Origin of the sequence: Emticicia sp. TH156, from assembly GCF_002855535.1 — a bacterium.
GTDB classification, from domain to species: domain Bacteria; phylum Bacteroidota; class Bacteroidia; order Cytophagales; family Spirosomataceae; genus Emticicia; species Emticicia fluvialis.
Genome location: NZ_PKRS01000003.1, coordinates 50,456 through 75,032, shown reverse-complemented (window position 1 = coordinate 75,032; position 24,577 = coordinate 50,456). Strand labels below are relative to the sequence as shown.

Below are 24,577 nucleotides of genomic sequence, written 5' to 3'. Positions count from 1 at the left end.
TAGTCAATCACACACTTTTGAATACGACAGTGAAAATACAACTTGATTTTCAATCTAACTATTACAATTATGGCGACAATTAATTGTACTATTAACGGTAAGGCGAAGACTTTTGAAGCCGATCCGGAAATGCCATTACTTTGGGCACTCAGAGACACATTAGGATTGACAGGAACTAAATATGGCTGTGGGATAGCTCAATGTGGAGCTTGCACTGTTCACTTAAATGATGAAGCAGTGCGTTCCTGTGTCACAAAAGTCAGCCGTGCCAATGAGCAAAAAGTAGTGACCATTGAAGGCTTATCTGCCAATGCTGACCATCCGCTACAATTAGCCTGGCAGGAAGTGGATGTACCGCAATGTGGCTATTGTCAGGGCGGACAAATTATGTCTGCGGCGGTGCTACTGCGGGAAAACCCTAATCCGAGTGATGAGGATATCAATGCCGCTATGTCTGGCAATATTTGCCGATGTGGCACCTATCTGCGCATACGGGAAGCGATTCATCTGGCTGCAAAATTAAAGCAGAACACAGGTAAGTAGAGTATGATAACATTGCCATGAATAATACAGCTTTTTAAAGCAAAAAATCTTATATGTTATGACTGTAAAATCAATCAATTATCTGACCGTTTCCTTTGCACTGACCATATTTGCAGGGGCTGTATTGAATAATACGACGAATCAGGAGAAACCGGTAGTCATAGAGAAAGCAATAAACCCGGCTCTCATTGTTAAAGACAGCCTTGCCTCGGTAAGAGCCTTTGCCAAGGTATATAAAGTATTGATGTCTCCCAGGTGCATGAACTGTCATCCATCGGGCGATATACCCTTGCAGGGTGACGATAATCATCTGCACACAATGGGGCCTCAACGAGGCGTGGATGGTAAAGGCATCTATGCTATGAAATGCGCCAATTGCCACCAGCCAACCAATATTGCTGGCCTACATATGCCACCGGGCAATCCTGACTGGCATTTGCCACCTGCTGCTACAAAAATGATTTTTCAAGGCCGTACCCCCAATCAGTTAGCCAAACAATTGGTAGACCCTAAGCAAAACGGCGGAAAGAATATGCAAAAATTGTTGGCGCATGCCGACGATGGTTTAGTGAAAGCCGGATGGAATCCTGGAGAAGGACGTACATTACCGCCCATGAGCCATGCTGAATTTAAAGAAGCATGGGTTAGCTGGATAAAAACAGGGGCTTATGCACCCTCTGAAAAATAGATAAACAGTAAAAGAATCTGTTAGATAAGATATTATAGTAAAATTTGGTTATAAAAGCTCGCTGCCATGCGGCAAGCCTTTTTTCAAGAGAATGACAAGCTCATATCGACAGTTTATTCATTGAGAAAATCTACCTGTTAAACTACGAAAATGGTAATGGAAAATTTAAAAACAACCTATAACAGGCGTTCATTTCTGAAAGCCTCAGCCCTTTCAGGAGGCGGATTCTTGTTGAGCATCAGTTTTCTATCAAGTTATAAGGCTGCTGCATTACCTGATATTGCTAACCTTCCGCCTGACTGGAACGAACTCAATGGATTTGTAAAAATCACGGCCGACAATATTATCAAAATTATGTCGCCTAATCCTGAAGGTGGACAAAATGTAAAGACCTCCATGCCAATGATTGTAGCAGAGGAATTGGACGTTGACTGGAAAAAGGTAGTCATAGAACAAGCTGATTTAGATACCAAGCATTTTACCCGGCAGTTTATAGGTGGTAGTCAGGCTATTCATCAGGGTTGGAAAACACTACGGACAGCCGGAGCGACCGCCCGGCAAATGCTTCGGGAAGCAGCAGCTCAGCAATGGCAGGTTCCTGTAGAAGAGGTCAGCACCGAATTAGGTGTGCTTTACCACAAAAAGAGCGGAAAAACAGCGAAATATGGCGACATGTCAACTGTCGCTGCTAAATTACCTGTACCAAAAGACGTAAAGTTGAAACAGGTCAAAGATTTTAAGATTATCGGACATTCGCAAAAGAATGTCGAACTCAAAAATATCGTTTCAGGCAAGCCGCTGTTTGGAATTGACACTTACAAAGAAGGGATGGTTTACGCCATGATTACACATCCACCTGCCTTCGGTCTGAAGATTAAGTCTATCGATGATGCAGCTGCCAGAAAAATGAAAGGCATCAAAGATATTTTCCCTGTCAAAATCTTCAATGAGGGTTATGAAAGAACATTTTTTGATACTACCACATTTAACGAAGTAGTGGCAATTGTGGGCACTTCTACCTGGGAGGTCAGGCAAGCAAAAAAGGTATTGAAAGTAGAATGGGAACCTTTTGCCAGCTATACCCAGGAGAGAAACATGCAGGGTAGAAAATTGACAGAAACTGTACCAGCCGGCTTGGAAAATACCAGTGGCCACATGGATGACATGAAAGCAATGGTAAGCAAACAGGCAACCCTAAGACGTAAAGATGGTGACCCTGAAACAGCCTTTAAAAATGCAGCAAAAGTAATTGAGCGTACCTATACAGGGCCTTTTCTGGCGCATAATTGCATGGAACCGATGAATTTCTTTGCTCATGTAACAGATGAGAAAGCCGAATTGGTCGGACCACTCCAAAAACCTGAAAATACAGAACAGGCTTTATCAGCACGTTTGGGAATGCCCTTAGAAAAGATAGATATTAAACTGGCTCGTCTGGGTGGAGGGTTCGGTCGTCGTTCTTATGCACACTGGTTGATAGAAGCCGCGCTTATCTCACAGAAAGTCAAAGCTCCGGTAAAACTGATGTATACCCGTGAAGATGATATGACTTCCGGTATTTATCGCTCTACTTATACGGCAACTTTCAGAGCAGCGCTGGATGCTGACAATAACCTGATTGCATTTCATGTGAAAGCCGGGGGTATTCCTGAATCTCCTTTACATGCCAATCGTTTTCCTGCGGGAGCAGTGGATAATTATCTGGCTGAGGATTGGACCCTGAAAACCAATATTACGGTAGGCTCTTTCAGAGCACCAAGGTCGAATTTTATGGGGGCGTCAGAACAATCTTTTTTAGATGAAGTGGCTGAAGCAGCAGGAAAAGACCCGATTGAATTCAGATTGGAATTACTGAAACGGGCAAAAGAAAAGCCCGTAGGTAAAAATAATGAATACGAACCTGAACGCTATGCAGGGGTATTGGAGTTGGTGCGGGAGAAATCAGGCTGGAATGATAAAAAGAAAGTGAGCAACGTAGGAGTAGCAGCTTATTTCTGCCATGATTCTTATGTGGCGCATGTGGTTGATTTGGAAATGGGTGCAGAACTGCCCATCATAAAGAAAGTATGGTCTGCGGCAGATTGCGGGATAGTTGTAAATCCTGACGCGGCTAAAAATATGATAGAGGGAGCTGTAGTGGATGGTATTGGGACAGCCTTGTTTGGTAAAATGTCATTTTCGAATGGCGTACCGGATAAACGCAACTTTGATAGTTATCGCATGATACGCATGAATGAAGCTCCTGAAGCAATAGACGTACATTTTGTCCAGAACACTATTGACCCGACAGGTATGGGCGAGCCTGCTTATCCCCCGATTTTTGCAGCATTAGCCAGTGCACTTTATAAAGCTACAGGCAAGCGCTTCTACGACCAACCTTTTCAAACAGATATTGAGAAGTCTTAAGAAATGTTGATTTCCTTTTTATCTAAATCAGGAACAGACAACTTACACAATGGGTTGTCTGTTTTTATGATTTATCCTGAATAGTTGATATAAAAAAGAGATAGTTAAAAACCATCTCCTTTAAAAATACTCTATTCAACCTTTTAAATTTTTAAATGATTTATTCCACTCCTTTAACGGGCATTTTATAATCATCTTCACTTACCGGCTCTAACCATACTACTCTGCCATTGATATTATTAGTTACGGCCACCTGTACAAGCGTATCAGTAAGCGTGGCACCATGCCAATGATGGATATTAGGCGGACACTTCCTCACATCCCCTTTCTTGATGATTTCAACAGGTTTACCTCTTTCCTGATAGAGACCCTTCCCATCAATAATGAGCAATATTTGCCCTCCCGGATGGTAATGCCAGTTGGTTCTGGCGCCCGGTTCAAAAGTAACACTACCCACTTGGATATGATTACTTGTATCAGCTTCTACCAGAGTATTAAGCCAAGATACACCTATGAAATTGTTGTTGGTGACTCTACTACCCTTATCAAATAGTCTGTTGTTTTGTTGATATTTCACAGCACGTTGACAAGAGATAATGCCAATCACCGAAAAAGCCATTAATAAGAGAGGTGTTTTTCTGTTCATCAAGTAGCTATTAACATTTTATATTAAAAATTCAGAGAACCTAAATACGTATCACTTTAATATACTACTTTTTTTCAAATATTTATCATTTCTTTTAATTGACGGCCTTTTTTTGATTTTTACTTGAAGATACCAATCTTTTTTAGCCATTTCTGAACTTCTACTTGTGCCTGCTTTTCTTTTTCCCCTTCCATCACAAACAAAATCCCGTCTCGTTCTATAGCCCCTTTGGTTGAGAAGCCTTCTAAAACTTTACAATCAGTGCACAATTGCTTCACTGTGTCGAAACTGCTTCCAATTCCATAGCCTGCATTCGTATTAAAAGGAATAACGGTCTTCCCATTTAACTTATATTGCTTTAAAAAGCTTTTCATGGGAGGAGGCAATTCCATACCCCAGGTTGGAAAGCCTATAAATATGACGTCATACTGGCTAATATTATCAATTTTTGTTTTGAGTGGTGGAAGGAAACCCGAAGCGTTTTCATCCGCCACCTGTGCAACCATTGCTTTATAATCTTCCGGATAAGGGTTTTGCAATTCCAGTTCAACTAGTTTTCCTTCTACACTTTTTTGAATGATTTGTGCAATTGCTTTTGTGTTCTTTGTTCGAGACAAATACACAATAAGTACGTTCTTTTCGTTTAACACTTTCCCTTTTTCAGTAGAAGGATTTTGTGCATGCGAACAGCCAACCAGCATATAAAAGCCTGCTATCATTAGCAGAATATGAATCTTCATAAATTTTATTTTTTCAATAAAGAATAATTTAGCAAGGCATCATTCAGGACTTACGTATTTACTTCCCTACTCTTTGTTGCAAATGAGCCGGATACCGGTCTCCCTGAACATTGGTTTTAGCAAACGCTTCATCTATTTCTTGTATAGCATCAACCGATAACTCGATGGATGCTCCTCCAAGATTTTCCATCAATCTATGTAATTTCGTTGTACCAGGAATCGGAACAATCCAGGGCTTTTGTCCTAATAACCAACCTAATGCTATTTGTGCCGGAGTTGCTTTTTTATCGAAAGCAATTGCACTTAAAAGTTCTACCAGCTTTTGATTTGCCTTTCTGTTTTCTTCACTAAATCGAGGTACAATATTCCGGAAATCATTGGTATCAAATTTAGTATTTTCATTGATTGCACCAGTTAGAAATCCCTTACCCAACGGGCTGAAAGCTACCAAGCCAATGCCTAGTTCTTCAAGTGTTGGAATAATCTCCAATTCAGGTTCTCTCCACCAGATAGAATACTCGCTTTGTAAAGCCGTGACCGCTTGCACGGCATGTGCTTTACGAATTGATTGAATGCCTGCTTCAGAAAGCCCAAAATGTTTTACTTTTCCCTCATGAATAAGGTCCTTGACCGTTCCGGCCACATCTTCCATGGGTACATTGGTGTCTACCCTGTGCTGATAAAACAAGTCAATTACATCCGTATTTAATCGCCTTAAAGATTCTTCGGCTACTGCTCTGATGCGCTTCGGATGGCTGTCCTGTCCTTTTTTAGAATCACCATCCTTGAATCCGAATTTAGTAGCAATTACTACTTTCTTGCGAAATGGCGCTATCGCTTCTCCTACTAATTCTTCGTTTTCTCTGCCATAGGCTTCTGCAGTATCGAAAAAAGTAACACCTTGATCGTAAGCCTCTCTGATTAGATTTACACCCGCTTTTTTATCCAGGGCAGGCCCATAACCAAAACTCAAACCCATGCACCCCATTCCCAAAGCTGAAACTTCTAAACCGCTGTTTCCTAATATTCTCTTTCTCATTCAGATATATTAATTTTAATGATTATTGTGTTTTGGATGCTAAGCTTCCAGTTTTCTCTCACTTAACCACTTTACCATGTTTGGGTCACGATGGTCAAAAAACAGACTTTCCTTAGTGTCCAGACCCGCGATGTAATCCATATCTTCTTCCGAAAGCTCGAAATCGAAAACATTGATATTCTCTGCCATTCTTTCTTTACGCACGGACTTGGGAATGACCACTACCCCCCTCTGAATTAACCAGCGAAGGATTACTTGCGCCACTGTTTTGTTGTGCATTCTTGCGATAGCCATTAAGACTTCATTCTGAAAAATGCCATTCTTTCCCTCTGCAAAAGGCCCCCAGGATTCGATTTGCACACCATTATCCTGTAAAAACTTTTGGGTTTCAATTTGTTGATGGAACGGATGCGTTTCTATCTGGTTAATGGCAGGCGCAAAACCACTATTAACAATCAAATCTATCAATCTATCCGGATGAAAATTAGATACCCCAATGGCTTGTATTTTTCCATCTTTATATAATTCCTGCATGGCTTTCCATGAACCAAAGACATCGCCATAAGGCTGGTGAATCAGGTATAAATCCAGATAATCGAGTTGCAACTTATCTAATGATTTCTGGAAAGCGGCTTTCGTCTTCTCATATCCGGTATCCTGTACCCATAATTTTGTAGTAATAAATAGCTCTTCTCGTGCTATACCACTTTTCTTAATAGCCTTGCCTACGGCAGTTTCATTCATATAACAAGCAGCGGTATCAATTAATCTATAGCCACTTTCAATGGCGTCTATGACCGCTTGTTCACATTGGGCTGCATCAGGTACCTGAAAAACACCAAAACCTAAAACAGGCATTTCTACTCCATTATTTAATTTAATCGTATGCATATACTTTTCATTTAAAATCTTTCAATTTTGCCACTGTCGTGTGGCTGTCTTTTTTACACTACAAATTTCAGCACTAAAAAGGAAGATTTTATTATATGAATTACTGTATATACTACCAATATTACTCATTAAATACCACGAGACTGCATACGCCCTCTGTTCTTGAATGCTTTTTCAACTACATCAAATCTGGCTTTACGGGGATCGGGTTTACTCACTATCTTACCGTCCATTTCTACATCAAGCATACTCTGGTTTTGGTTGTTGTATAGCGGCCAGTTAGGTAATCCTTGTGCATTCGGGTTACCCGTTTTTGCAAAGTTAGTCCAATAGCTATTCATGGTTTTTGCAAGTTCTTTTTCCTGAGAAGTAGCCTCCGCAGGTGCTCCCCAACGAGCACCGAGGGTGTTAAAAACAAACGATACCTCAGACCCATGCCCGGCACCGTAAGGAGATCGCTGTTGAGCAGAGGCAGGCACATAGCCAAACTGATACATATAGGCAGGTGCTCCTTTAACAAGGAAAGCTCTGGCAGTCATACGGGCAGGCTCACCCCATACCCAGTCTGTATTAAACTTCGTAATTACCTCATTAAAGGTTTTGCTCCCATCAGGATCATAAGCCGCTTTTGCTTCCGCTTCCAAATCCCCAAACGAAGCAAACAATTCTTCTTTGGTTTTGCTGCTACTGACAAAAGGTCCGCCGATTTCGGCACTACAGTTTCCAATCATCAATGGCACTTTAGGCTGTCTGCCAGCCATATAAGCACTCTCTGCTGTTTCAACTACCAGTTTTCCATCGAGGATAGGGCCGGAATAAGTACGAGGACCACCCGGGCCATCCGTTTCCTGACCACCATCAATTATTTTTTCTGCACCCAAGGCACGTAATTTTGCCAAAGCAGCGGCATCAGTACCCTCGATACCTTGTTTACGGGCAAAGTTTATACCGATGGTTTCTGCCGATACAGCGTACAAAACATCGGCATTTTCCTTCCTGATGGGTCTGCCTGTCAGTACTCCATCCCTTCCTCCACCTGATTCGCTTATGGCTTTATGAAACAGCCCTTTGGCAGCGGGCATAGTTAGTAATGAATGTACGGAAACACCACCTGCTGAGAAACCGAAAATAGTCACATTTTTAGGGTCTCCACCGAATGCAGCAATGTTTTTCTGAATCCATTGCAGTGCCGCTATCTGATCCATGTAGCCGTAATTACCTTTGGGTTCATTAGGAAATTCCGCACTTAAAGCAGGGTGAGCAAAATAGCCCAAACGCCCCAAACGGTAATTGATATTCACTAAAATAACGCCATGCTTTGTCATTTCATAGCCGAAGTTCTGAGGACTTGAGCCGCTTCCTCCTGTAAATCCACCCCCATGTATCCAGACCATGACAGGTAATTTCGATTTAGCTGTACTACTGGCAGGTTTCCAGATATTCAGGAAAAGACAGTCTTCAGACGAGTTTGGATTCATTTTAGGGGCATTTGGCCCAAAGCCTGCCTGTCCGCAATCTTTACAAGGTTTTGTCGCATCCAATTCGCCTTCCCAGTTTTTAACAGGTTGCGGCGGTCTCCAGCGAAATTCACCTACTGGAGGAGCGGCATAAGGAATGGCTCTGAAAATAGACACATCACCCTCTGTTACACCACGCACGATTCCGGATGCCGTACGAACGGTAGGATTTGCATCCTGAGCATTCAAATTATTTACCATAAGAAAGGTCAATCCGAACAATATTTTTTTCATAGAAATAAGTTTGTTTAAATACGATTGCTTTTAATGGACTAATGTTAAAACACTATCAGAAGCCCATTTAGGGTCTAATCCTTTATATCCCTTTAGGTTGTACGCAAAGATATTCTCTCTTATATGTCTCAATAGTATACAGATTACGGATAATTCTACCATTATTACTGATTGGGTTGATTGTATTGTTAAAACACTATCGGAATGCATAATTTTGTATAAGCAAAAACAAGACGTATGAAACAGGCATATAATTTTGATACAGTAAATGAATACAATGATTTCAATAATCACGAAACATTGCATCCACTGGTAAGCATACTGGATTTTTCAAAAGCGCATCCAAGAACAGGTTCCCGGATGAACTTTGGGTTATATTGTATCTTTTTGAAAGAAGCGAAGTGTGGGGATTTGAAATACGGGCGGCATACCTATGATTATCAGGAAGGCACGCTGGTTTTTATTGCTCCCGGACAGGTAATAGATGTTGAAAACAAAGTAGATATTTATCAGCCGATGGGACATGGTTTGGTCTTTCATCCTGACATGATACGTGGAACCTCGCTTGCCAAAACTATTCAGGATTATAGCTTTTTTGGTTATAATTCAAATGAATCATTGCATCTATCTACACGCGAGAGACAACTGGTATTAGATTGCTTTTCAAAAATTCAATATGAGCTGCAACAATCCATTGATAAACATAGCAAAAAGCTGATTGCTTCTAATATAGAGTTATTCCTGAACTACTGCGACCGCTTCTATGACCGGCAGTTTATAACCAGAGACAATGTCAATAGAGGTATTCTGGAGAAATTTGAAGAATTGTTAAATGGATACTTTACATCAGAGAAACCGCAAAACATAGGCTTGCCATCAGTTGCCTCTTGTGCTGAAGAACTGAATTTATCACCTAATTATTTTGGTGATCTGATTAAGAAAGAAACAGGAAAGTCTGCACAAGAATACATACAGAACAAAATAATTGATATAGCCAAAAGTAAGATTTTTGATACTCAGAAAACTGTAAATGAAGTCGCTTACGAATTAGGATTCAAGTACCCACAACATTTTACCCGATTCTTTAAACAACATGTTGGTCAAACCCCTAATGAATATAGAACATTAAATCATCTTAATTGATTTAATAGTGCTTATTTCGACGGATGTGTTTTACCGTAAATCAGAAACGTATGGCCAATGAATGAATAATTTTTATTCATTTATCGTAAGAGCTTCATCAACCCTCGATGAAGCAATTGATTTGGTTCTTCTTCAAAATTCATTTTGCTCACAATAGGCGAGCCTTAAAAAGCAATCCAATGAAACGAATACTATTGAACATCACTAACCTATTCCTGACGTCGCTGGTAATTATAGCCATAGCAACGCCATCAGTCCAATCGCAAACACCATCGCAACGAGTTACTGAAGGGCAACGGTTGTACGCTGTCAATTGTGCAAATTGTCATGGAAATGCCGCCCAAGGCGCAATCAAAGCAGGTTTCGACATTTCCATTATTACAGAGCGAGGTGGGAAACAGCCACCTGACCTTACAGATGTAGTCTGGGATCATGGTTCGAAAGATACCGAGATTTTGACTGTGATTAAGAACGGCATTCCTTCAAATATGATGCCGTCCTTCAAGGGAAGCCTCTCGGATGCACAAATCCGAAATGTGATTGCGTATGTCCGCTCGTTGGCTTCTCCTCAATCATCGGCTACAGCGGCTGCTCGTACCACAACTTTACCCACCCCATTGAAAGGTCAACAGACCCTTGAGTTAGCTGATTATGTCGAGCTACCGATTACTGGCGATAACTCGGCTGATCGTGTCACCGGGATGATGGCACGTGGCAGTATCCTGCTTGACGAACCGGGTGGTCAGCGTTTTTTCGTTAACGATCTGGCCGGTGTACTTTATATGCTTAATAAGCAGACGAAGCAACTCACGCCCTATCTGAACTTTGACGGTTCAGAAAATGGTGCCGGATTATTTCCAAAGTTTTCAGCCAAATTGGGTTATGCATCGGGTCTCATGAACTTCGTGTTCGACCCTGACTACGCACGAAACGGTATCTTTTATACACTCCACATGGAAAATCTCGCCACACCTGAAGAGAGCGTAATGCCAAAGACAAGTGTATTAGCCGGACTAAACCTGAGGGATTATACCACAACAACGGCACTAGCGAAGCCGATTGTGGCTGCTGATGCCAGAGTAGCGCGTGAGTTAGTTATCATAGAATGGACAGACCGAAATATTAAAAACACCACATTTGAGGGGACAGCACGTGAAGTATTCCGTCTGCAAGTGCCTGGGCTGTTCCATCCACTTAACGAAATGACATTTAACCCGACTGCTAAGCCGGGCGACCCTGACTGGCGAGTGATTTATCTGGGTGTTGGAGACGCAGGTACAGGCGAGCGACAAGGGCCTAATAGGCTGTATGCACAAAGACTCGATACTTACCAAGGCAAGATTCTGCGCATCATTCCGATGTTAAGTGAGCATACATCGACAAGTACTATCAGTGAGAATGGCCGTTACCGTATTCCTAACGACAATCCGTTTGTTTCGGTGGCAGGCGCAAGAAAGGAAATATGGGCTTTAGGGCTGCGCAATCCGCACCGACTAACGTGGTATATTAACCCGGCAAAGCCTCGCGAGGCTGTATTACTCGCTTTCAATATCGGCCTTGTCAGTTGGGAGACGGTGATGATTATCAAGAAGGGAGCCAATTACGGTTATCCGCTGCGTGAGGGCTCTCAAAGTATGTCTACGAACAATGTTATGGGACCGCTGCCAACGGATGACATGATTCGCATACAAGTCTCTGACACGGTTACACATGGTACGGTGAAGCCTGCTTATGCTGTTATTGCTTATCCTCACTCACCTATCGGCGGTGATGCAATTGCCAATGGCTTCGTCTATCGCGGAAAAAAGATTCCAGCCCTGAAAGGGACAATGGTCTTCAGTGATATCACAACAGGCCGTATCTGGTACGCTTACATGAAAGACATATTGGCCGCCGACGATGGTAACCCTCTTACGATGGCTCCCATACACGAATTAAGTACTAATCTTAGGGCATTGTCTGAAGAAACTTACCGGAAGCGCGGTGGCAGAGCCGAGGGTTTGCCGGGCAGGGGTGCTATAGCAGGTGCAGGGCGCATCGATTTACGGTTGGCTGAAGATAAGGACGGAGAGTTATACGCACTGACCAAAGGAGACGGGATGATCCGAATATTTGTCAATGTTAAATAACCTAACTAAAATATTACTAAGTATAAATAAGGAATTATTTTCGCCTATTATGAACCAATTTATTTTAGTTCAAGTAAAATAAATTGTAATTAAAGTAAAAAGTCCCTTGATTTAGGGGCTTTTTCTTCAACAAGGGCGAAGTTTTCCGGTTGAGTCTTCAAGCATCATTACTAAACAAATTAGAACTTGTTGTGTTTGCCGTTTTAAATAGCGATAGAAATGAATTGCCTGGCGATATATTTTCAAAAACATATCGCATCAAAAATCATTTATCGAACAATAAATAAGTATTATATGAAAAAGGTTTATGCTGCATTTATTTTGTCTTTTCTGTTTGCACCTGTTTTTGCACAAGAACCAATAAAAACGGATTCAGTAAAAGCTTTGAATGAGATTGTAGTCTCTGCCTCCAGAATACCTGAAGACATTATCAAATCACCTATCAGTATTGAGTATCTGGATAAAAAATCTATCCGTAATTCCGCACAAAGCTCTTATTTTGATGCTTTAGAAAATGTAAAAGGTCTTCAGGTAATGACTTCAAGCCTGGGATTCAAAGTCTATAATTCAAGGGGATTTGCTAACCCGACTAATGTACGTTTTGTGCAGTTAGTAGATGGGATTGATAATCAAGCCCCACACATAGGAGCAGCCATTGCGTCTACCTTAACACCCACAGATTTAGATATTGAACATGTAGAAGTTATTTTAGGCTCCGCATCTGCCTTATGGGGTTTAAATGCGCTGAATGGTATGGTCAACCTGTATTCTCTTTCCCCTTTTGATAAGGAAGGTTTAAGTTATGAGCAAAAAAACGGTTTTAATCATCTGAATAGTCTGAATGCGACACCAAAGTTCTTTAATGAAAGCTCAATGAGGTATGCTAAGGTCATTAATCCGAAATGGGCTTTTAAAGCAAATTTGTTTTATTTAAATGGCTATGATTGGATTTCCGACAATCAGACTGATTTAAATCCTAATGGCAATTCATCTCTGAAACTTTTTGGTTTAGATAACCCTGCCATTGACCCTATTAATTCTTATGGTAACGAATCTTCCAATAGAAGGACACTTACCTTAAATGGGAAAAGGTATTCTGTAGCCAGAACCGGATACTACGAAAAAGAAATAGCTGATTTCGGAATCAGCAACTTTAAGGCTGATGCCTCTATTTATTTCAGACCAACGGCAAAATCTGAACTGGTTTATACATTTCGGTATGGTCTGGTAAATAATTTATATCAACGGACAAATCGTTTTCGATTAGAGGATTATCGTATCTCTCAGAACTCTATTCAATACAAAGACAATACATTTCAGGTAAGGAGCTATTTTACGACTGAAAACACAGGCAATTCCTATAATATCCGTTCGATGGCAGAGAATATAGACGGAGCTTTTAAATCCGACGATGTTTGGTTTTCCGATTTTACCAAGAGCTTTAATACTTCTGTTGTCAATGGTACAAGTGAAGTAGCAGCTCTCAAACAAGCCAGACTGGATGCTGATAAAAATCGTCCCCAACCGAAAACTGAGGAATTTGACTCCCTCATTGAGAAGCTAAGAAAAATCAATAATTGGGATGTAGGGGCTGCTTTACAAGTCCGCACCTGGATGTTCCATACAGACGGACAAGCAGATTTGACGAAGGAAATACTTGGTACATTTAGAGAAAAAACCAATATCCAGCTATTGGCAGGTTTTGATTACCGTAATTATTGGGTTTATCCGGATGGCAATTATTTTATCAATCCAACCGATGAGGATAAAAATATTTCATACAAGAAAACAGGCATGTTTCTTCAGGCAACCAAGCATATGTGGTCAGAAAAACTCAAACTTGTTTCTTCCATCAGGGTAGATAAAAATCAATACTTCATTCCACAAGTTAATTATCGTTTGGCAGGTGTCTTTTCAAATTCGCCACAATTAAATTTGCGGGTTTCTTATCAGAACGGCTATCGTTTCCCCAGTTTATTTGAAGCTTTTTCCAATGTAAATAGCGGTGGCGTAAAACGTGTGGGAGGGCTTCGTATCATGTCGAACGGTATATTTGAAAACTCCTATTTCAAAACGGCTGTGGATGCTTTTCAAGCGGCAGTAACTTCCGCAGTGAATACGCAAGGGCTTAGTGTCAACGAAGCTATAAAGTTGAATGCATCTTTATTAAAGAAAAACGACTATACCTATATCCAGCCTGAAAAAGTACATAGTTTCGAAGCAGGTTACAAAGGCTACTTTTTAGAAAAGCGTCTTTCAGTTGATGTTGATTTTTATTATAATCGCTATCGTAATTTCATGGCTCAGGTAGAAGTGAACATTCCGAAATCACAGAATCCGGACTCAATAGCTATCTATCTCAATAATCGAAACACACAAAGCCGCTACAGGCTTTGGACGAACTCTAAGGCTACAGTACATACGTATGGATCAAGCATGAGTGTAAAGTATAGATTTTATAAGAGTTTTCAGCTATTAGGAAATGTTTCTTATGCTACCTTACAAAGAAAAGATGCGGGTGATGGATTAGAGGAAGCCTTTAATACGCCTAAATGGATTAGCATTATTGCTTTACAAAACCCTGATATAGTCAGAAATTTTGGCTTCTCGGTTAGTTATAAATTTCAGGACAAATATATCTGGCAATCCTCTTTAGCGACCGGTGAAGTTCCTGCATTTCATAGTCTGGACTTTCAATTGTCTTACAGAGTACCTAAAGCGAAGCTGAGTTTTAAACTGGCTTCAACCAATACCCTGAACCACTACTATTACAATTTCCTGGCAGGGCCAAGTATTGGTGGATTTTATTATGTGGCTATAACCTACAATTAATCATGCTTGTAACTTTAATGGATTATTCAAAATAGGATTCTCCAAAGAACGTTGTAATAATTGCGTATTCTGATGGCATCTTCTACTTTGAAAGTAGAGATTTGGTGAAAGGCAGCTGGATTCTTGTATAAAAGCCCTAATTCATTCTATATTCATAGGGAGTAACTCCGGCTTTTTGCTTAAAAAAACGGGTAAAATGCTGCGGATATTTAAAACCTAATTCATAAGCAATTTCACTGAGCGACTTACTAGTATCAAATATCCGTTCTTTGGCTAAGTCTAAGAGTTTGAGCTGCATATATTCAAGTGCGGTTTTACCTGTTTCCCTTTTAATCAAATCTCCAAAGTAATTGGCTGATAAATGCAATTCATTAGCGAAATAGGCTACAGAGGGTATGCCTAAAATCTTAAGTTTTTCACTTAACAGATAATCATTCAGGAGCTTTTCAAACTGTTCAGCAATACCACGATTTACCTGTTCTCTGGTGATGAATTGACGGTCATAAAATCTTGAACAGTATTTCAATAATAATTCAATATTGGCTACAATAAGCATCCGGCTGTGTTTATCAATATTCTGCTTAATTTCTGCTTCAATGTTCGCAAGACAGATATCCACCAACGCTCTTTCTTTTTCAGAAACATGCAATGCCTCATAGGATTGGTAACTGAAAAAAGAATATTCATGAATTTGCTTTCCCAACGATGTACCTCTGATGATATCCGGGTGGAAAACCAAAGCTAAGCCATACGGTTGGTGTAATTCACCTTCAGGTTCATTAGTAATGACCTGTCCTGGGGCAAAAAATACGATAGTTCCTTGATCATAGTCATAATAATGATTGCCGTACCTTAAATCACCACATTTGCTCTCTTTTATAATGATGGCATAAAAGCCCACAGTAAATTTATTTCTTTCCACAGGTTTTGACTTATTCAAATCAACCACACTGATAAGCGGATGCAAGGTCTGATTGTTAAAAGTCTCATTGTATTTTTTTATCGTATCGAACGTTAGCATATTCCTAATCTTTGTTTGAGTGTCATTCAAAATTATTCAGATTACTCTATAACTAAATAGTTACCTGTGAAATTGGTAAGTAATACCGTAAAATGTATAAAATACCTTCTAATTATTGTAGTGAACTTTGCAAAAGAAATCAGCAGAGATATTTTCTTTAATGGAAGTGGAGGAATTTTCTCACCAACCGAATGAAAAAAACTATAAACAATTTAGCACAATGAAAAAACTAATTTTAACCACCGTACCCTGTTTACTTATCCTGATACAGTCAATCGGACAGACCAATCAGACAAAAAATTTGAATGCTATGAACAAATTATCAGCGGAGGAATACTACACATTTAAATTAAGCCATAAAGTTACAAGACAAAGCGTGACCTACAAAAACCGGTATGGTATTGCTATTTCCGGTGATTTGTATATGCCTAAAAATATTGACAAGTCTAAAAAACATGCGGCTGTCCTTATTGGTACACCTTATGGCGGTGTAAAAGAACAGGGAGCCGGAATTTATGCGCAAAATATGGCTGAACGTGGTTTTGTGGCAGTAGCTTTTGATGAATCTTTCAATGGCGAAAGTGGTGGCGAACCCCGAAGGGTTTCATCTGCGGACATCTTCGTTGAAGACTTCAGTGCAGGAGTAGACTTTTTAGGCGCACAATCCTTTGTGGATAGAGCAAAAATTGGAGCCATCGGTATCTGTGGCAGCGGAGGTTTTGCTTTAGCAGCAGCACAAGTCGATCACAGAATTAAAGCGGTGGCTGCTACCAGCATGTATGATATGAGCCGTGTGAAACGCAATGGATGGAAAGATGGCATGACTAATGAACAACGAAACAACTATCTTGAACAAGTTGCTGAGCAACGTTGGAAAGATGTGGATAATGGCTTACAGCAATTGACTCCGCCCTTTCCATCAGCGCCTGTAGATAAAGTTCCGGAAGGATTAGACCCCATTTCCAGTGAGTTTTTTGAATATTATGCGATGAAGCGTGGTTTTCATCCGAACTCCATAGGCGCTTTTAGTGTGACAAGTGATATGTCTTTCATGAATTTCCCGTTGCTGAGTTATATCCAGACCATTTCGCCACGTCCAGTTCTTTTTATTATAGGGGAAAATGCGCATTCACGTTATTTTAGTGAAGATGCCTATAAATTAGCGGCTCAACCAAAAGAACTTTATATGGTTCCAAAGGCAAGACATATTGATTTGTATGATAGAGTAGAGCTAATTCCTTTTGACAAATTAACATCATTCTTTAACGAACATTTGAAATCAAATCAGGTTAATTAGAACACAGCTATGGCAAGATATATTTTAATCGTTTTCTTAACCTTTACAGGCATCGTAAGTTCAGCCTCGTGTAACCCAGAGGCTCCAACACCAAAACCTATAAAATTCAATGACACTCATACCGATACTCCAAATGAAAATATACCTGATAGTAATATTATGAGTAATAAGATAAAGATTAAGATTGGGTCTATGGTTTTTAGTGCTACTATAGCGGATAATCCAACTGCAGTCGCTTTTAAAGCTTTATTGCCTTTGTCGATCACCATGGCAGAATTAAATGGGAATGAAAAATACTTTCGTTTATCAAAGAATTTACCTATCAACCCTTCGGTTCCTTCATCAATCCAGACAGGAGACTTAATGATGTATGGGTCTAATACGCTTGTGCTTTTCTACGAAACATTTTCAACTTCCTACAGTTATACCAAAGTTGGAAAAATTAATGACCCTTCCGGCTTGGCTGCAGCGTTAGGCACGGGAGATATAAAAGTAACCATTGCATTGGAATAGGCAGCTTATATGGATAAAGTACAACAACATACTGACATTTTTGAGCGGATGAAGAGAGGAGAAACTATCCGCAAAGACGACCAAGGCTATGACCAATTTATGGAAGTCGTTTCTAAAACCATTCAGTTATGTGTAGAAATGAATGCTATGGCTACCAGTGTGAATCAGGTGAGGGAAAAATTGAGTGAAATTATCGGAAAGGAAATCGATGAATCAACGGCTATTTTCCCTCCGTTTTATACCAATTTCGGTCGCAACATTAGTCTTGGTAAAAATGTATTTATCAATCATGCCTGTTCGTTTCTGGATATGGGCGGCATTATTATTGAAGATGAGGTGATGCTCGGGCCAAGAGTGAACCTTACTTCTGAAAATCATCCACTGAAACCGAATGATAGAAAGGCCGTTATTCCAGGTCCTATTGTTATTAAGCGAAATGCCTGGATTGGAGCAGGTGCAACTATCCTGCCCGGCATAACAGTGGGTGAAAATGCAGTGGTGGCAGCAGGTGCGATCGTCAATCGTGACGTGCCACCCCATACGGTTGTGGCGGGTATTCCGGCTAAGATAATCAAAACAATTGAGTAAAAATAGTGAGTGAAAAGCATTCTCAATCTAGTAAAGATTGAACCTGCACTAATATCTTCAGTGTAATAAACTTCTCATTTTCCAATGCGATAAATCAGGCCTTTTAAACATTCAGGTATTAAATGCAATAATAGAATGTCAGCATCAAAAATTATCTTCTGAAATAATAATCCGCAAGCGCATTTGCAATAGCACGTGGATTGGCTTCATCTGTATTGGTTAGAATAATAATTGAAAGCCTATCATTTACAAAACGTGCAAACACAGACCTGAACCCAATATTAGAACCACCATGTATAATTAGTTTATGCCCTTTGTATTCATCTATTAACCACCCAAAACCATAGTATTCCTTTGAATTTACTCTCTCCGAAGTTTTAATGAACGGTTCCCATAGCTTTTCCCAATTGTCTTTTTTAAGAATAATTTCCTTTTGGCTTAATACCTTTTCCCATTTAATTATATCCGAAGAAGTGGAAAGAAACCCACCGCTGGGTCTTATACCAAACATGGCTGTGGCATTAATCAGGGTGTCACGCTTGTGCATATAACCGTTTGCACGATTAGGAATAATCTGATAAAAATCGGTCAGATAACTATGAGTCATTCCTGCAGGAATAAATAAGTTCTTCTGAATATAATCCTGCCAGGGCATACCACTTACCTGTGTAATAATTTCGGCTAACATAAAATACGCTAAATTACAATACTGGTATTTTTCTCCGGTTTTAAAAACCAGGGGTAAGCTGTAAGCAGACTTGATAACATCTATGTCGGGTTGGATTTTGAAATTATCGTAGCCGGGCGCTTCTCTCTGCAGGCCTGAAGTGTGCGACATCAGGTGTTTGAGTTGAATGGGTCGCCAGGTTTCCGGTGCATCAGGAAAGAATTTATGTACCGGATCTTCAATACTTAATTTTCCGTTCTGCACTAAATGCATAATAGCTGTGGTAAAAAACTGCTTACTGACGGACCCAAGCCGAATGACGGTTTCAGAAGTTACCGGAGCGTTTAATTCTACATTGGCCAGTCCATAGCCTTTGTTGACCATTGGTTGACCATTTTTTATGACAGCCAACGAAAGACCAACAATTTTTTGCTTCTCCATCATCTTTTTGACGATGATATCAGTACTGTCAATCTGGGCAAATGAGAAATATGGGAGGAAGAAAAAAAGTAGGAGTTTTTTCATTGCAAGTCATTCGTTTATTGGTATACTACAAAGGAGTGTTTAAAATATTTTAAATATAAGAGTTATTTAAATATCTGAAAAGATTGGTGGGCTTAACAAGGATTGAACTTATGACCTCTTCTATATCAGAGAGGTCTAAAGCAAATGATATTTATACCATTAACACTTGAGGATTCGCTATTGTCTGATACTTTTATTAATAAGGTCTATAAACTTCGGTGAATGAAGTCCTTAGTTGTTATTTTTGCTAAGCCCCAAAGTAATTGACGAATAAATGTAATTGAGGAGTATTAAATTTTACTAAAATACCTCTGGAATTTGTGATTAGTCAGAGTGAAAGTACTGGTTCAATAGATAACAAAATCCCCAAGAGGTCTTCAGTTTCTATATTGTTCATACCTTCTATTACTAATTCGTCTTCTCTATTTCTTTCATTGCCGCCAATATAGATTCGTCATAAGTTTTATGTTGACCCTTGTCGTATTTCCTTAATTCAATCAAAATTGTCGGAATGTAATTAAATTGTCTTCCCTGTATATACTCATCTATTAGCTTTTTTGCTCTAGCAGTTTCTCCCAATTTCTAAGCAATTACAATCTCGCCTGCTCTCACAAAGTGTTCATACAAAGATGCCCGCCAGGTATTATAACCCTGCTTCGACATAGCGGCCCGCATAGGTTCCAATAATGGCTCTGTATCTATTATTAATTTCTCTGGCAATTTATCTACACTAGGGTTTACAAACGAATGTCCGAATTCGTGTACACTAAGTTCAAGAAGTTCCTGCTTATCTGCAAACCCCATTTTCAATTCCTGTGTGTTTATGAATGTCTGAAAATCACGTGCACCAAATACGTTAAAAACATGCGTCTTACCTGTAGAAGTGAATCTCACACCAAAACCCATGCCTTTAGGAATAGTAAGGCTCGGAATTAAATTATAGGTATCAAAACTCTGTTTGTAGAAGCTTTCCATCATACCGATAAAATCCTTTTCCGGCAGCCCATTTTTTACTTCTTCTATAGCTTTATCATAAAAAGCTTTTGAATCAACCAGGTATTGGTTAAAGTCTATTTGCGTATAAAAAGTATTCAATCCGCTTAAAAAAATAGCAGCATTTTCTTTGGCTTCTTTGAGGTTCTTGGTTTTAGAAAAATTGATATAATAAGGCTCCGGGACAGTTTCTTTCAATTTAGCATTCGGAAAGTCGTCAACTTGTACCAAAAATGCAATAAGGTAATCCAACCACAGGTGGTCGGCTACTGTAAAGCTATTCATCAGGCTTTCGCTGGCGGCAAATTTCTTGTATTTTTCATTGATGAAATACCCGTAATTGTGCCAATCCTTTTTAGGTATTTTTTTACCTTTTACATCAATGGTTTTGGTCTCGATTTCTACTCCCTCAAAACCAATAAAGTATGCCAAACCCAAAAGCTCCACATTTTTATTAATCTGAATCTTCAGCTTGTTATGAAGCGGAGGATTGTTAGCAAAGAGGGTATTCGCCAGAATGGCAAAGAAGATGAGTGCAATAGTTTTTTTCATAATTAATTATTCAGTGGATAGGAGATGCAAAGATAGAAAAGAATGATACGAGACTACTACTTTAATTAGCATAGATGATATTATGAAAATATTAAATTCTGGTTTTTACAATGAAAGTATAAGGGTTTGAAGGAATTATATGGGTACAAAAGAAATACTTTTTAATTCCCCTGAAGTTCTTGAGATATTTATTCAGTGAATATTAAATGATGATAGAATTGCCTTAAAAGTGCGAACCATTGTTTATTTATTAAAAGTTAAGAGATTTACTTTTACCAGTGAGATTTGAGTATGATGTTTTATTGAATTCACTGTGAAATTAAGCATAAAAGGAAAAGGTTGAATATGTGCCTATCCAACCTTTTCCTTTTACTTAGCATTTCCCAAAGTACTGAGTTTTTCACTTAATTCAGTCAGGCCTGCTTTTTGCAAACAATCTTCAGAAAGTGCTTTTAATTCCTGCAAACTATCTGGCGGCACACTTGATAAGAGACCAGGGCTTTTTTCATCTTCCTTAGCTGCTAAACCAAGTTCGATTACCTGGTTTAACAGAAGTACATTTTTTCGAGCAATTCGTAACTCAATCTTCACCGTTTCGTTCATGCCGGGGATACTTAAAATAGTATCATACACCTTGGCTACATCACTTGTCGTCAGCATAATTACGCGCTTTTAAATGAGAGAAAATTTACTAGACAAAATTAATGAGAATACTTTTTTACATCCTTATCAAAATATAATGAGGATAGGTTTATCCAAAATCATATCATTAACTTTACCTCATTGACTGAATTGTGATTTGAAAACAGGTGATTATGGACTTCAGTAAATCAAGGCTTTCCATCGATGAAGCCAGGAAAATAGATATGGTGGATTACCTTTTCAAACTAGGGTTTGAGCCGTCAAAAATAAGCAATAACGACTATTGGTATTTATCACCATTAAGAATGGAAAGGACTCCTTCCTTTAAGGTTAACAGAAAGCTGAATCGTTGGTATGATCATGGCATGGGAAGAGGGGGTAATCTGGTAGATTTTGGCATCGAATACCATCAATGTACCATTAGTGAATTGATTGAAAAACTGGGCAGCAATTTTTCTTTTCAGCAGTCACCTATGCAGCCTGTGCCAGTGGAATATACTCCTGAACATAAAATCAAGGTACTGAGCGATTTCCCAATTACTTCCTATTCACTCTTACATTATCTGGAGCAAAGACGTATTGCAGTCAATGTGGCCGATCAATGCTGCCGTGAAGTACGGTATGAGTTGAATGATAAAACTTATTATGGCATTGGTTTTAAAAATGATTCAGGAGGCTTTGAAATACGTAATCCTTATTTCAAAACAAGCAGTTCACCGAAAGATATCACGACTTTTATGAATGGTTCTGATGAAGCTATCATATTTGAGGGCTTTATAGATTTTTTATCCTATAAGACGCTATATAAAGATCTTCCTGAAAACAGTTGCGATTTTGTTGTCCTCAATTCAGTTTCTTTTTTTGAAAGAGCAAGACCTTTTATGGAAAAACATAACAGTATCCGGCTATACCTGGACAAAGACGCTACTGGACAGAGTCTTACCCAGCGCGCACTTTTAATGAGTTCAAAATATACCGATCAAAGCGCCCTCTACAATGGATATAAAGACCTGAACGATTGGCTGGTGAATGCAGGAAAGCCTCAAAAAAGACGCATGAAAATAAGAGTATAATAAAAAACAAAGGAGTTAACTCTATTTTCCTTGCTTTGAATAGCTTCAATCTCTTAAGACGTGGAAGCAGGCAGTTTGCTGCGTTCCTGCAAACGGCAAGATGTCCGGTTGTTAAACAACCGCATCTTGCCGCCCCGCACTCGGAACTCGTGGGCGGGGGTTGTAAAAGACATAAATAAGTTTGAAAACGTGAAAATGATTAGTGATGCAAAGAATGAATTCAAACAGAACACGTACCATCGGGCTTCGGTTAACACCTGAGGAGTACGCAAAAATTGAAGCCAGATGGAAGGCGAGTACCTGCCGCAAGCTGAGTGATTATGTACGTCATAGTCTTTTGGATAAGCCGCTGACAGCAACTTTTCGTAACCAGTCAATCGATGATTGTTTAACAGAAATGAGCCTGCTCCGAACAGAGTTAAACCATATCGGAAACAACTTTAATCAGGCTGTGAAACGCTTGCACATGCTCAATCAGATTGCCGAATTTAGGAGCTGGCTAATGGCTTATGAGGTGGAGAAAATTACCCTTTTTAATAAGGTGGATGAGATCAAAAAACAGGTGCAGAAAATAGCGGAAAAATGGTTGCAGTAATTAAAACAGGGCATTCCATTCACCGCATTTTCAACTATAATGAGAACAAGGTAAAGCAGGGCGTGGCAGCCTGTATCGGTGCAGGGAATTATCCGGTTGATCCTGAAAATATGAGCGGGAGCATGAAGCTGAATCGTTTTCTGAAGCAGCTGAAACTGAATGAAAATGTCATGCGGAACAGTGTGCATATTTCCCTGAATTTTCATGTTTCGGAAAACCATTTTGAAAAGGAAAAGCTATGGGCCATCGCCGTAGATTATATGGGAAAAATCGGCTTTGGAAAGCAGCCTTATCTGGTCTATCAGCACACCGATGCAGGACATCCGCATATTCATATCATCTCCATAAAAGTGCGGGAAGACGGGAGTCGCATTGATATGAATAATATCGGCCGCAATCAGTCAGAACAGGCAAGAAAAGCGATTGAGCAGGAATATGGACTGGTAGTGGCAGAAGCACAAAAAAAAGAGGAAACATATAGAATCAAATCTGTATCTGCGGCAAAAGTTATGTATGGGAAGACTGAAACAAAAGCGGCTATTCAAAAGGTGCTGGGTGTTGTCCTGACGCAATATAAATATGCCAGTTTGCCGGAACTCAATGCCGTATTAAGGCAATACAATGTAATGGCTGCGTGCGGAACCGAAAATTCAGAGATTTATCGGAATAAAGGGCTGGTATATCAGGTACTTGATGGCAGTGGAAATCCCATAGGAATACCCATTAAAGCCAGTCTGTTTTATAATAAACCAACGCTGACCTTTCTGGAACAAAAGTTTAAGGAGAATGCGCTTAAGCGAATACCATTCAAAAGCCGGGTGAAGAATGCGATAGATGCAGCGCTGTTGCCCGGAAAACCATCCCTTCAGGAATTGATCGGTAAGCTGGAAAAGCAAGGCATTTACACCCTTTTATGGCAAAATAATAAGGGCTTCCTCTATGGGATTACCTATGTCGACCATCAGACCAAATGTGTGTTCAATGGAAGCGAATTGGGTAAACTTTATGGTGCGAAAGCGATGCAGGAAAGATGCCAGCCGGAAAAAATTTCAGGGCAGGATTGGTTGGCACATCCAGCCCTGAAAGGGGAGGTGGGGTTACAGCCGCAAACTAGAGCTGCGGCAGAAACCAAAGCTTTTTCCAATTCGCTTCAGGAAATAGCTATTTCTACAGGACCAAGCAATTGGCTGGAAGAACTGATGCAGCCTGAAAGGGGAGGAGCGTATGTGGTAGGTCCGTTCAAAAAGAGAAGGAAAAAGAGGAAAAAAAGAAATCTGAGTAACAATAATCAGTAAAATTTTAG

Annotated in this window: 21 protein-coding genes; 12 read left to right on the top strand and 9 right to left on the bottom strand. The window is 39.8% G+C overall.

The window, feature by feature from the left end:
• The first annotated feature begins 69 nt into the window (after nucleotides 1-69).
• The 3 genes from C0V77_RS06710 to C0V77_RS06700 all read left to right on the top strand — a co-directional run bounded on the left by C0V77_RS06710 (nucleotide 70) and on the right by C0V77_RS06700 (nucleotide 3,637).
• Entirely contained in the window at nucleotides 70-543 is a 474-nt protein-coding gene (locus C0V77_RS06710; RefSeq protein ID WP_101725583.1) for a (2Fe-2S)-binding protein, read from the top strand.
• A 58-nt stretch (nucleotides 544-601) separates the two neighbouring features.
• Entirely contained in the window at nucleotides 602-1,231 is a 630-nt protein-coding gene (locus C0V77_RS06705; RefSeq protein ID WP_101725582.1) for a hypothetical protein, read from the top strand.
• A gap of 156 nt (nucleotides 1,232-1,387) precedes the next feature.
• The gene (locus C0V77_RS06700; RefSeq protein ID WP_101725928.1) at nucleotides 1,388-3,637 is read left to right on the top strand and encodes a xanthine dehydrogenase family protein molybdopterin-binding subunit; all 2,250 of its coding nucleotides are present in this window, start codon (nucleotides 1,388-1,390) and stop codon (nucleotides 3,635-3,637) included.
• A gap of 160 nt (nucleotides 3,638-3,797) precedes the next feature.
• On the opposite strand, the gene C0V77_RS06695 is transcribed toward C0V77_RS06700, so the two are convergent.
• The 5 genes from C0V77_RS06695 to C0V77_RS06675 all read right to left on the bottom strand — a co-directional run bounded on the left by C0V77_RS06695 (nucleotide 3,798) and on the right by C0V77_RS06675 (nucleotide 8,704).
• Nucleotides 3,798-4,283 carry a cupin domain-containing protein gene (locus tag C0V77_RS06695; RefSeq protein WP_101725581.1) on the bottom strand — a complete coding sequence of 162 codons (486 nt, stop codon included), beginning with the start codon at nucleotides 4,281-4,283 and terminating at the stop codon, nucleotides 3,798-3,800.
• A gap of 119 nt (nucleotides 4,284-4,402) precedes the next feature.
• Nucleotides 4,403-5,023 carry a flavodoxin gene (locus C0V77_RS06690; protein WP_101725580.1) on the bottom strand — a complete coding sequence of 207 codons (621 nt, stop codon included), beginning with the start codon at nucleotides 5,021-5,023 and terminating at the stop codon, nucleotides 4,403-4,405.
• A gap of 58 nt (nucleotides 5,024-5,081) precedes the next feature.
• Nucleotides 5,082-6,062, bottom strand: a complete 981-nt coding sequence (locus C0V77_RS06685) for an aldo/keto reductase (protein WP_101725579.1) — start codon at nucleotides 6,060-6,062, stop codon at nucleotides 5,082-5,084.
• 39 nt (nucleotides 6,063-6,101) lie between these two features.
• Complete coding sequence (locus tag C0V77_RS06680; RefSeq protein ID WP_101725578.1) at nucleotides 6,102-6,953, bottom strand: aldo/keto reductase; 852 nt, start codon at nucleotides 6,951-6,953, stop codon at nucleotides 6,102-6,104.
• 128 nt (nucleotides 6,954-7,081) lie between these two features.
• Entirely contained in the window at nucleotides 7,082-8,704 is a 1,623-nt protein-coding gene (locus tag C0V77_RS06675; RefSeq protein ID WP_101725577.1) for a carboxylesterase/lipase family protein, read from the bottom strand.
• A 237-nt stretch (nucleotides 8,705-8,941) separates the two neighbouring features.
• Between C0V77_RS06675 and C0V77_RS06670 the strand changes: the two genes are divergently transcribed.
• The 3 genes from C0V77_RS06670 to C0V77_RS06660 all read left to right on the top strand — a co-directional run bounded on the left by C0V77_RS06670 (nucleotide 8,942) and on the right by C0V77_RS06660 (nucleotide 14,808).
• Nucleotides 8,942-9,847, top strand: coding sequence for an AraC family transcriptional regulator (locus C0V77_RS06670; protein WP_101725576.1), 906 nt, complete (start codon nucleotides 8,942-8,944; stop codon nucleotides 9,845-9,847).
• 179 nt (nucleotides 9,848-10,026) lie between these two features.
• Nucleotides 10,027-11,976 (top strand): PQQ-dependent sugar dehydrogenase, encoded by a 1,950-nt coding sequence (locus C0V77_RS06665; RefSeq protein WP_158237895.1) that lies wholly within the window; start codon nucleotides 10,027-10,029, stop codon nucleotides 11,974-11,976.
• Nucleotides 11,977-12,270: 294 nt separating this feature from the next.
• Nucleotides 12,271-14,808 (top strand): TonB-dependent siderophore receptor, encoded by a 2,538-nt coding sequence (locus tag C0V77_RS06660; RefSeq protein WP_101725574.1) that lies wholly within the window; start codon nucleotides 12,271-12,273, stop codon nucleotides 14,806-14,808.
• Between the two features lie 136 nt (nucleotides 14,809-14,944).
• On the opposite strand, the gene C0V77_RS06655 is transcribed toward C0V77_RS06660, so the two are convergent.
• Nucleotides 14,945-15,829, bottom strand: coding sequence for an AraC family transcriptional regulator (locus C0V77_RS06655; protein ID WP_173830527.1), 885 nt, complete (start codon nucleotides 15,827-15,829; stop codon nucleotides 14,945-14,947).
• Nucleotides 15,830-15,956: 127 nt separating this feature from the next.
• Here C0V77_RS06655 and C0V77_RS06650 point away from each other — a divergent pair, with 127 nt between their 5' ends.
• The 3 genes from C0V77_RS06650 to C0V77_RS06640 are packed head-to-tail and all read left to right on the top strand — an operon-like array spanning nucleotide 15,957 to nucleotide 18,227.
• On the top strand, nucleotides 15,957-17,126 hold the full coding sequence (locus C0V77_RS06650; RefSeq protein WP_229236220.1) for an alpha/beta hydrolase: 1,170 nt from the start codon (nucleotides 15,957-15,959) through the stop codon (nucleotides 17,124-17,126).
• 9 nt (nucleotides 17,127-17,135) lie between these two features.
• Entirely contained in the window at nucleotides 17,136-17,639 is a 504-nt protein-coding gene (locus C0V77_RS06645; protein ID WP_101725573.1) for a cyclophilin-like fold protein, read from the top strand.
• 48 nt (nucleotides 17,640-17,687) lie between these two features.
• The gene (locus C0V77_RS06640) at nucleotides 17,688-18,227 is read left to right on the top strand and encodes a DapH/DapD/GlmU-related protein (protein ID WP_229236219.1); all 540 of its coding nucleotides are present in this window, start codon (nucleotides 17,688-17,690) and stop codon (nucleotides 18,225-18,227) included.
• 151 nt (nucleotides 18,228-18,378) lie between these two features.
• On the opposite strand, the gene C0V77_RS06635 is transcribed toward C0V77_RS06640, so the two are convergent.
• From C0V77_RS06635 to C0V77_RS06625, 3 genes are all read right to left on the bottom strand, one after another.
• The gene (locus C0V77_RS06635; RefSeq protein WP_101725571.1) at nucleotides 18,379-19,419 is read right to left on the bottom strand and encodes a serine hydrolase; all 1,041 of its coding nucleotides are present in this window, start codon (nucleotides 19,417-19,419) and stop codon (nucleotides 18,379-18,381) included.
• A 582-nt stretch (nucleotides 19,420-20,001) separates the two neighbouring features.
• Nucleotides 20,002-20,964: a DUF4932 domain-containing protein gene (locus tag C0V77_RS06630; RefSeq protein WP_101725570.1), complete on the bottom strand. Its 963-nt coding sequence runs from the start codon at nucleotides 20,962-20,964 to the stop codon at nucleotides 20,002-20,004.
• Nucleotides 20,965-21,333: 369 nt separating this feature from the next.
• Nucleotides 21,334-21,624 (bottom strand): hypothetical protein, encoded by a 291-nt coding sequence (locus C0V77_RS06625; RefSeq protein WP_101725569.1) that lies wholly within the window; start codon nucleotides 21,622-21,624, stop codon nucleotides 21,334-21,336.
• Nucleotides 21,625-21,779: 155 nt separating this feature from the next.
• Between C0V77_RS06625 and C0V77_RS06620 the strand changes: the two genes are divergently transcribed.
• The 3 genes from C0V77_RS06620 (at nucleotide 21,780) to C0V77_RS06610 (ending at nucleotide 24,569) form a co-directional block, all read left to right on the top strand.
• Nucleotides 21,780-22,679: a toprim domain-containing protein gene (locus C0V77_RS06620; protein ID WP_101725568.1), complete on the top strand. Its 900-nt coding sequence runs from the start codon at nucleotides 21,780-21,782 to the stop codon at nucleotides 22,677-22,679.
• A 214-nt stretch (nucleotides 22,680-22,893) separates the two neighbouring features.
• Nucleotides 22,894-23,274: a plasmid mobilization protein gene (locus C0V77_RS06615; protein WP_229236218.1), complete on the top strand. Its 381-nt coding sequence runs from the start codon at nucleotides 22,894-22,896 to the stop codon at nucleotides 23,272-23,274.
• Nucleotides 23,262-24,569: a relaxase/mobilization nuclease domain-containing protein gene (locus C0V77_RS06610; RefSeq protein WP_101725566.1), complete on the top strand. Its 1,308-nt coding sequence runs from the start codon at nucleotides 23,262-23,264 to the stop codon at nucleotides 24,567-24,569. The genes C0V77_RS06615 and C0V77_RS06610 overlap by 13 nt, the downstream gene beginning before the upstream one ends.
• Nucleotides 24,570-24,577 lie beyond the last annotated feature (8 nt).

Bases quoted from the DNA above. Each gene is read 5' to 3' on its own strand.
- C0V77_RS06660 (WP_101725574.1), top strand. From the start codon at position 12,271: ATGAAAAAGGTTTATGCTGCATTTATTTTGTCTTTTCTGTTTGCACCT.
- C0V77_RS06665 (WP_158237895.1), top strand. From the start codon at position 10,027: ATGAAACGAATACTATTGAACATCACTAACCTATTCCTGACGTCGCTG.
- C0V77_RS06640 (WP_229236219.1), top strand. From the start codon at position 17,688: ATGAAGAGAGGAGAAACTATCCGCAAAGACGACCAAGGCTATGACCAA.
- C0V77_RS06695 (WP_101725581.1), bottom strand. From the start codon at position 4,283: ATGAACAGAAAAACACCTCTCTTATTAATGGCTTTTTCGGTGATTGGC.
- C0V77_RS06690 (WP_101725580.1), bottom strand. From the start codon at position 5,023: ATGAAGATTCATATTCTGCTAATGATAGCAGGCTTTTATATGCTGGTT.
- C0V77_RS06670 (WP_101725576.1), top strand. From the start codon at position 8,942: ATGAAACAGGCATATAATTTTGATACAGTAAATGAATACAATGATTTC.
- C0V77_RS06625 (WP_101725569.1), bottom strand. From the start codon at position 21,624: ATGCTGACGACAAGTGATGTAGCCAAGGTGTATGATACTATTTTAAGT.
- C0V77_RS06645 (WP_101725573.1), top strand. From the start codon at position 17,136: ATGGCAAGATATATTTTAATCGTTTTCTTAACCTTTACAGGCATCGTA.
- C0V77_RS06635 (WP_101725571.1), bottom strand. From the start codon at position 19,419: ATGAAAAAACTCCTACTTTTTTTCTTCCTCCCATATTTCTCATTTGCC.
- C0V77_RS06685 (WP_101725579.1), bottom strand. From the start codon at position 6,062: ATGAGAAAGAGAATATTAGGAAACAGCGGTTTAGAAGTTTCAGCTTTG.
- C0V77_RS06700 (WP_101725928.1), top strand. From the start codon at position 1,388: ATGGAAAATTTAAAAACAACCTATAACAGGCGTTCATTTCTGAAAGCC.
- C0V77_RS06710 (WP_101725583.1), top strand. From the start codon at position 70: ATGGCGACAATTAATTGTACTATTAACGGTAAGGCGAAGACTTTTGAA.
- C0V77_RS06630 (WP_101725570.1), bottom strand. From the start codon at position 20,964: ATGAAAAAAACTATTGCACTCATCTTCTTTGCCATTCTGGCGAATACC.
- C0V77_RS06610 (WP_101725566.1), top strand. From the start codon at position 23,262: ATGGTTGCAGTAATTAAAACAGGGCATTCCATTCACCGCATTTTCAAC.
- C0V77_RS06680 (WP_101725578.1), bottom strand. From the start codon at position 6,953: ATGCATACGATTAAATTAAATAATGGAGTAGAAATGCCTGTTTTAGGT.
- C0V77_RS06615 (WP_229236218.1), top strand. From the start codon at position 22,894: ATGAATTCAAACAGAACACGTACCATCGGGCTTCGGTTAACACCTGAG.
- C0V77_RS06675 (WP_101725577.1), bottom strand. From the start codon at position 8,704: ATGAAAAAAATATTGTTCGGATTGACCTTTCTTATGGTAAATAATTTG.
- C0V77_RS06620 (WP_101725568.1), top strand. From the start codon at position 21,780: ATGGACTTCAGTAAATCAAGGCTTTCCATCGATGAAGCCAGGAAAATA.
- C0V77_RS06655 (WP_173830527.1), bottom strand. From the start codon at position 15,829: ATGCTAACGTTCGATACGATAAAAAAATACAATGAGACTTTTAACAAT.
- C0V77_RS06705 (WP_101725582.1), top strand. From the start codon at position 602: ATGACTGTAAAATCAATCAATTATCTGACCGTTTCCTTTGCACTGACC.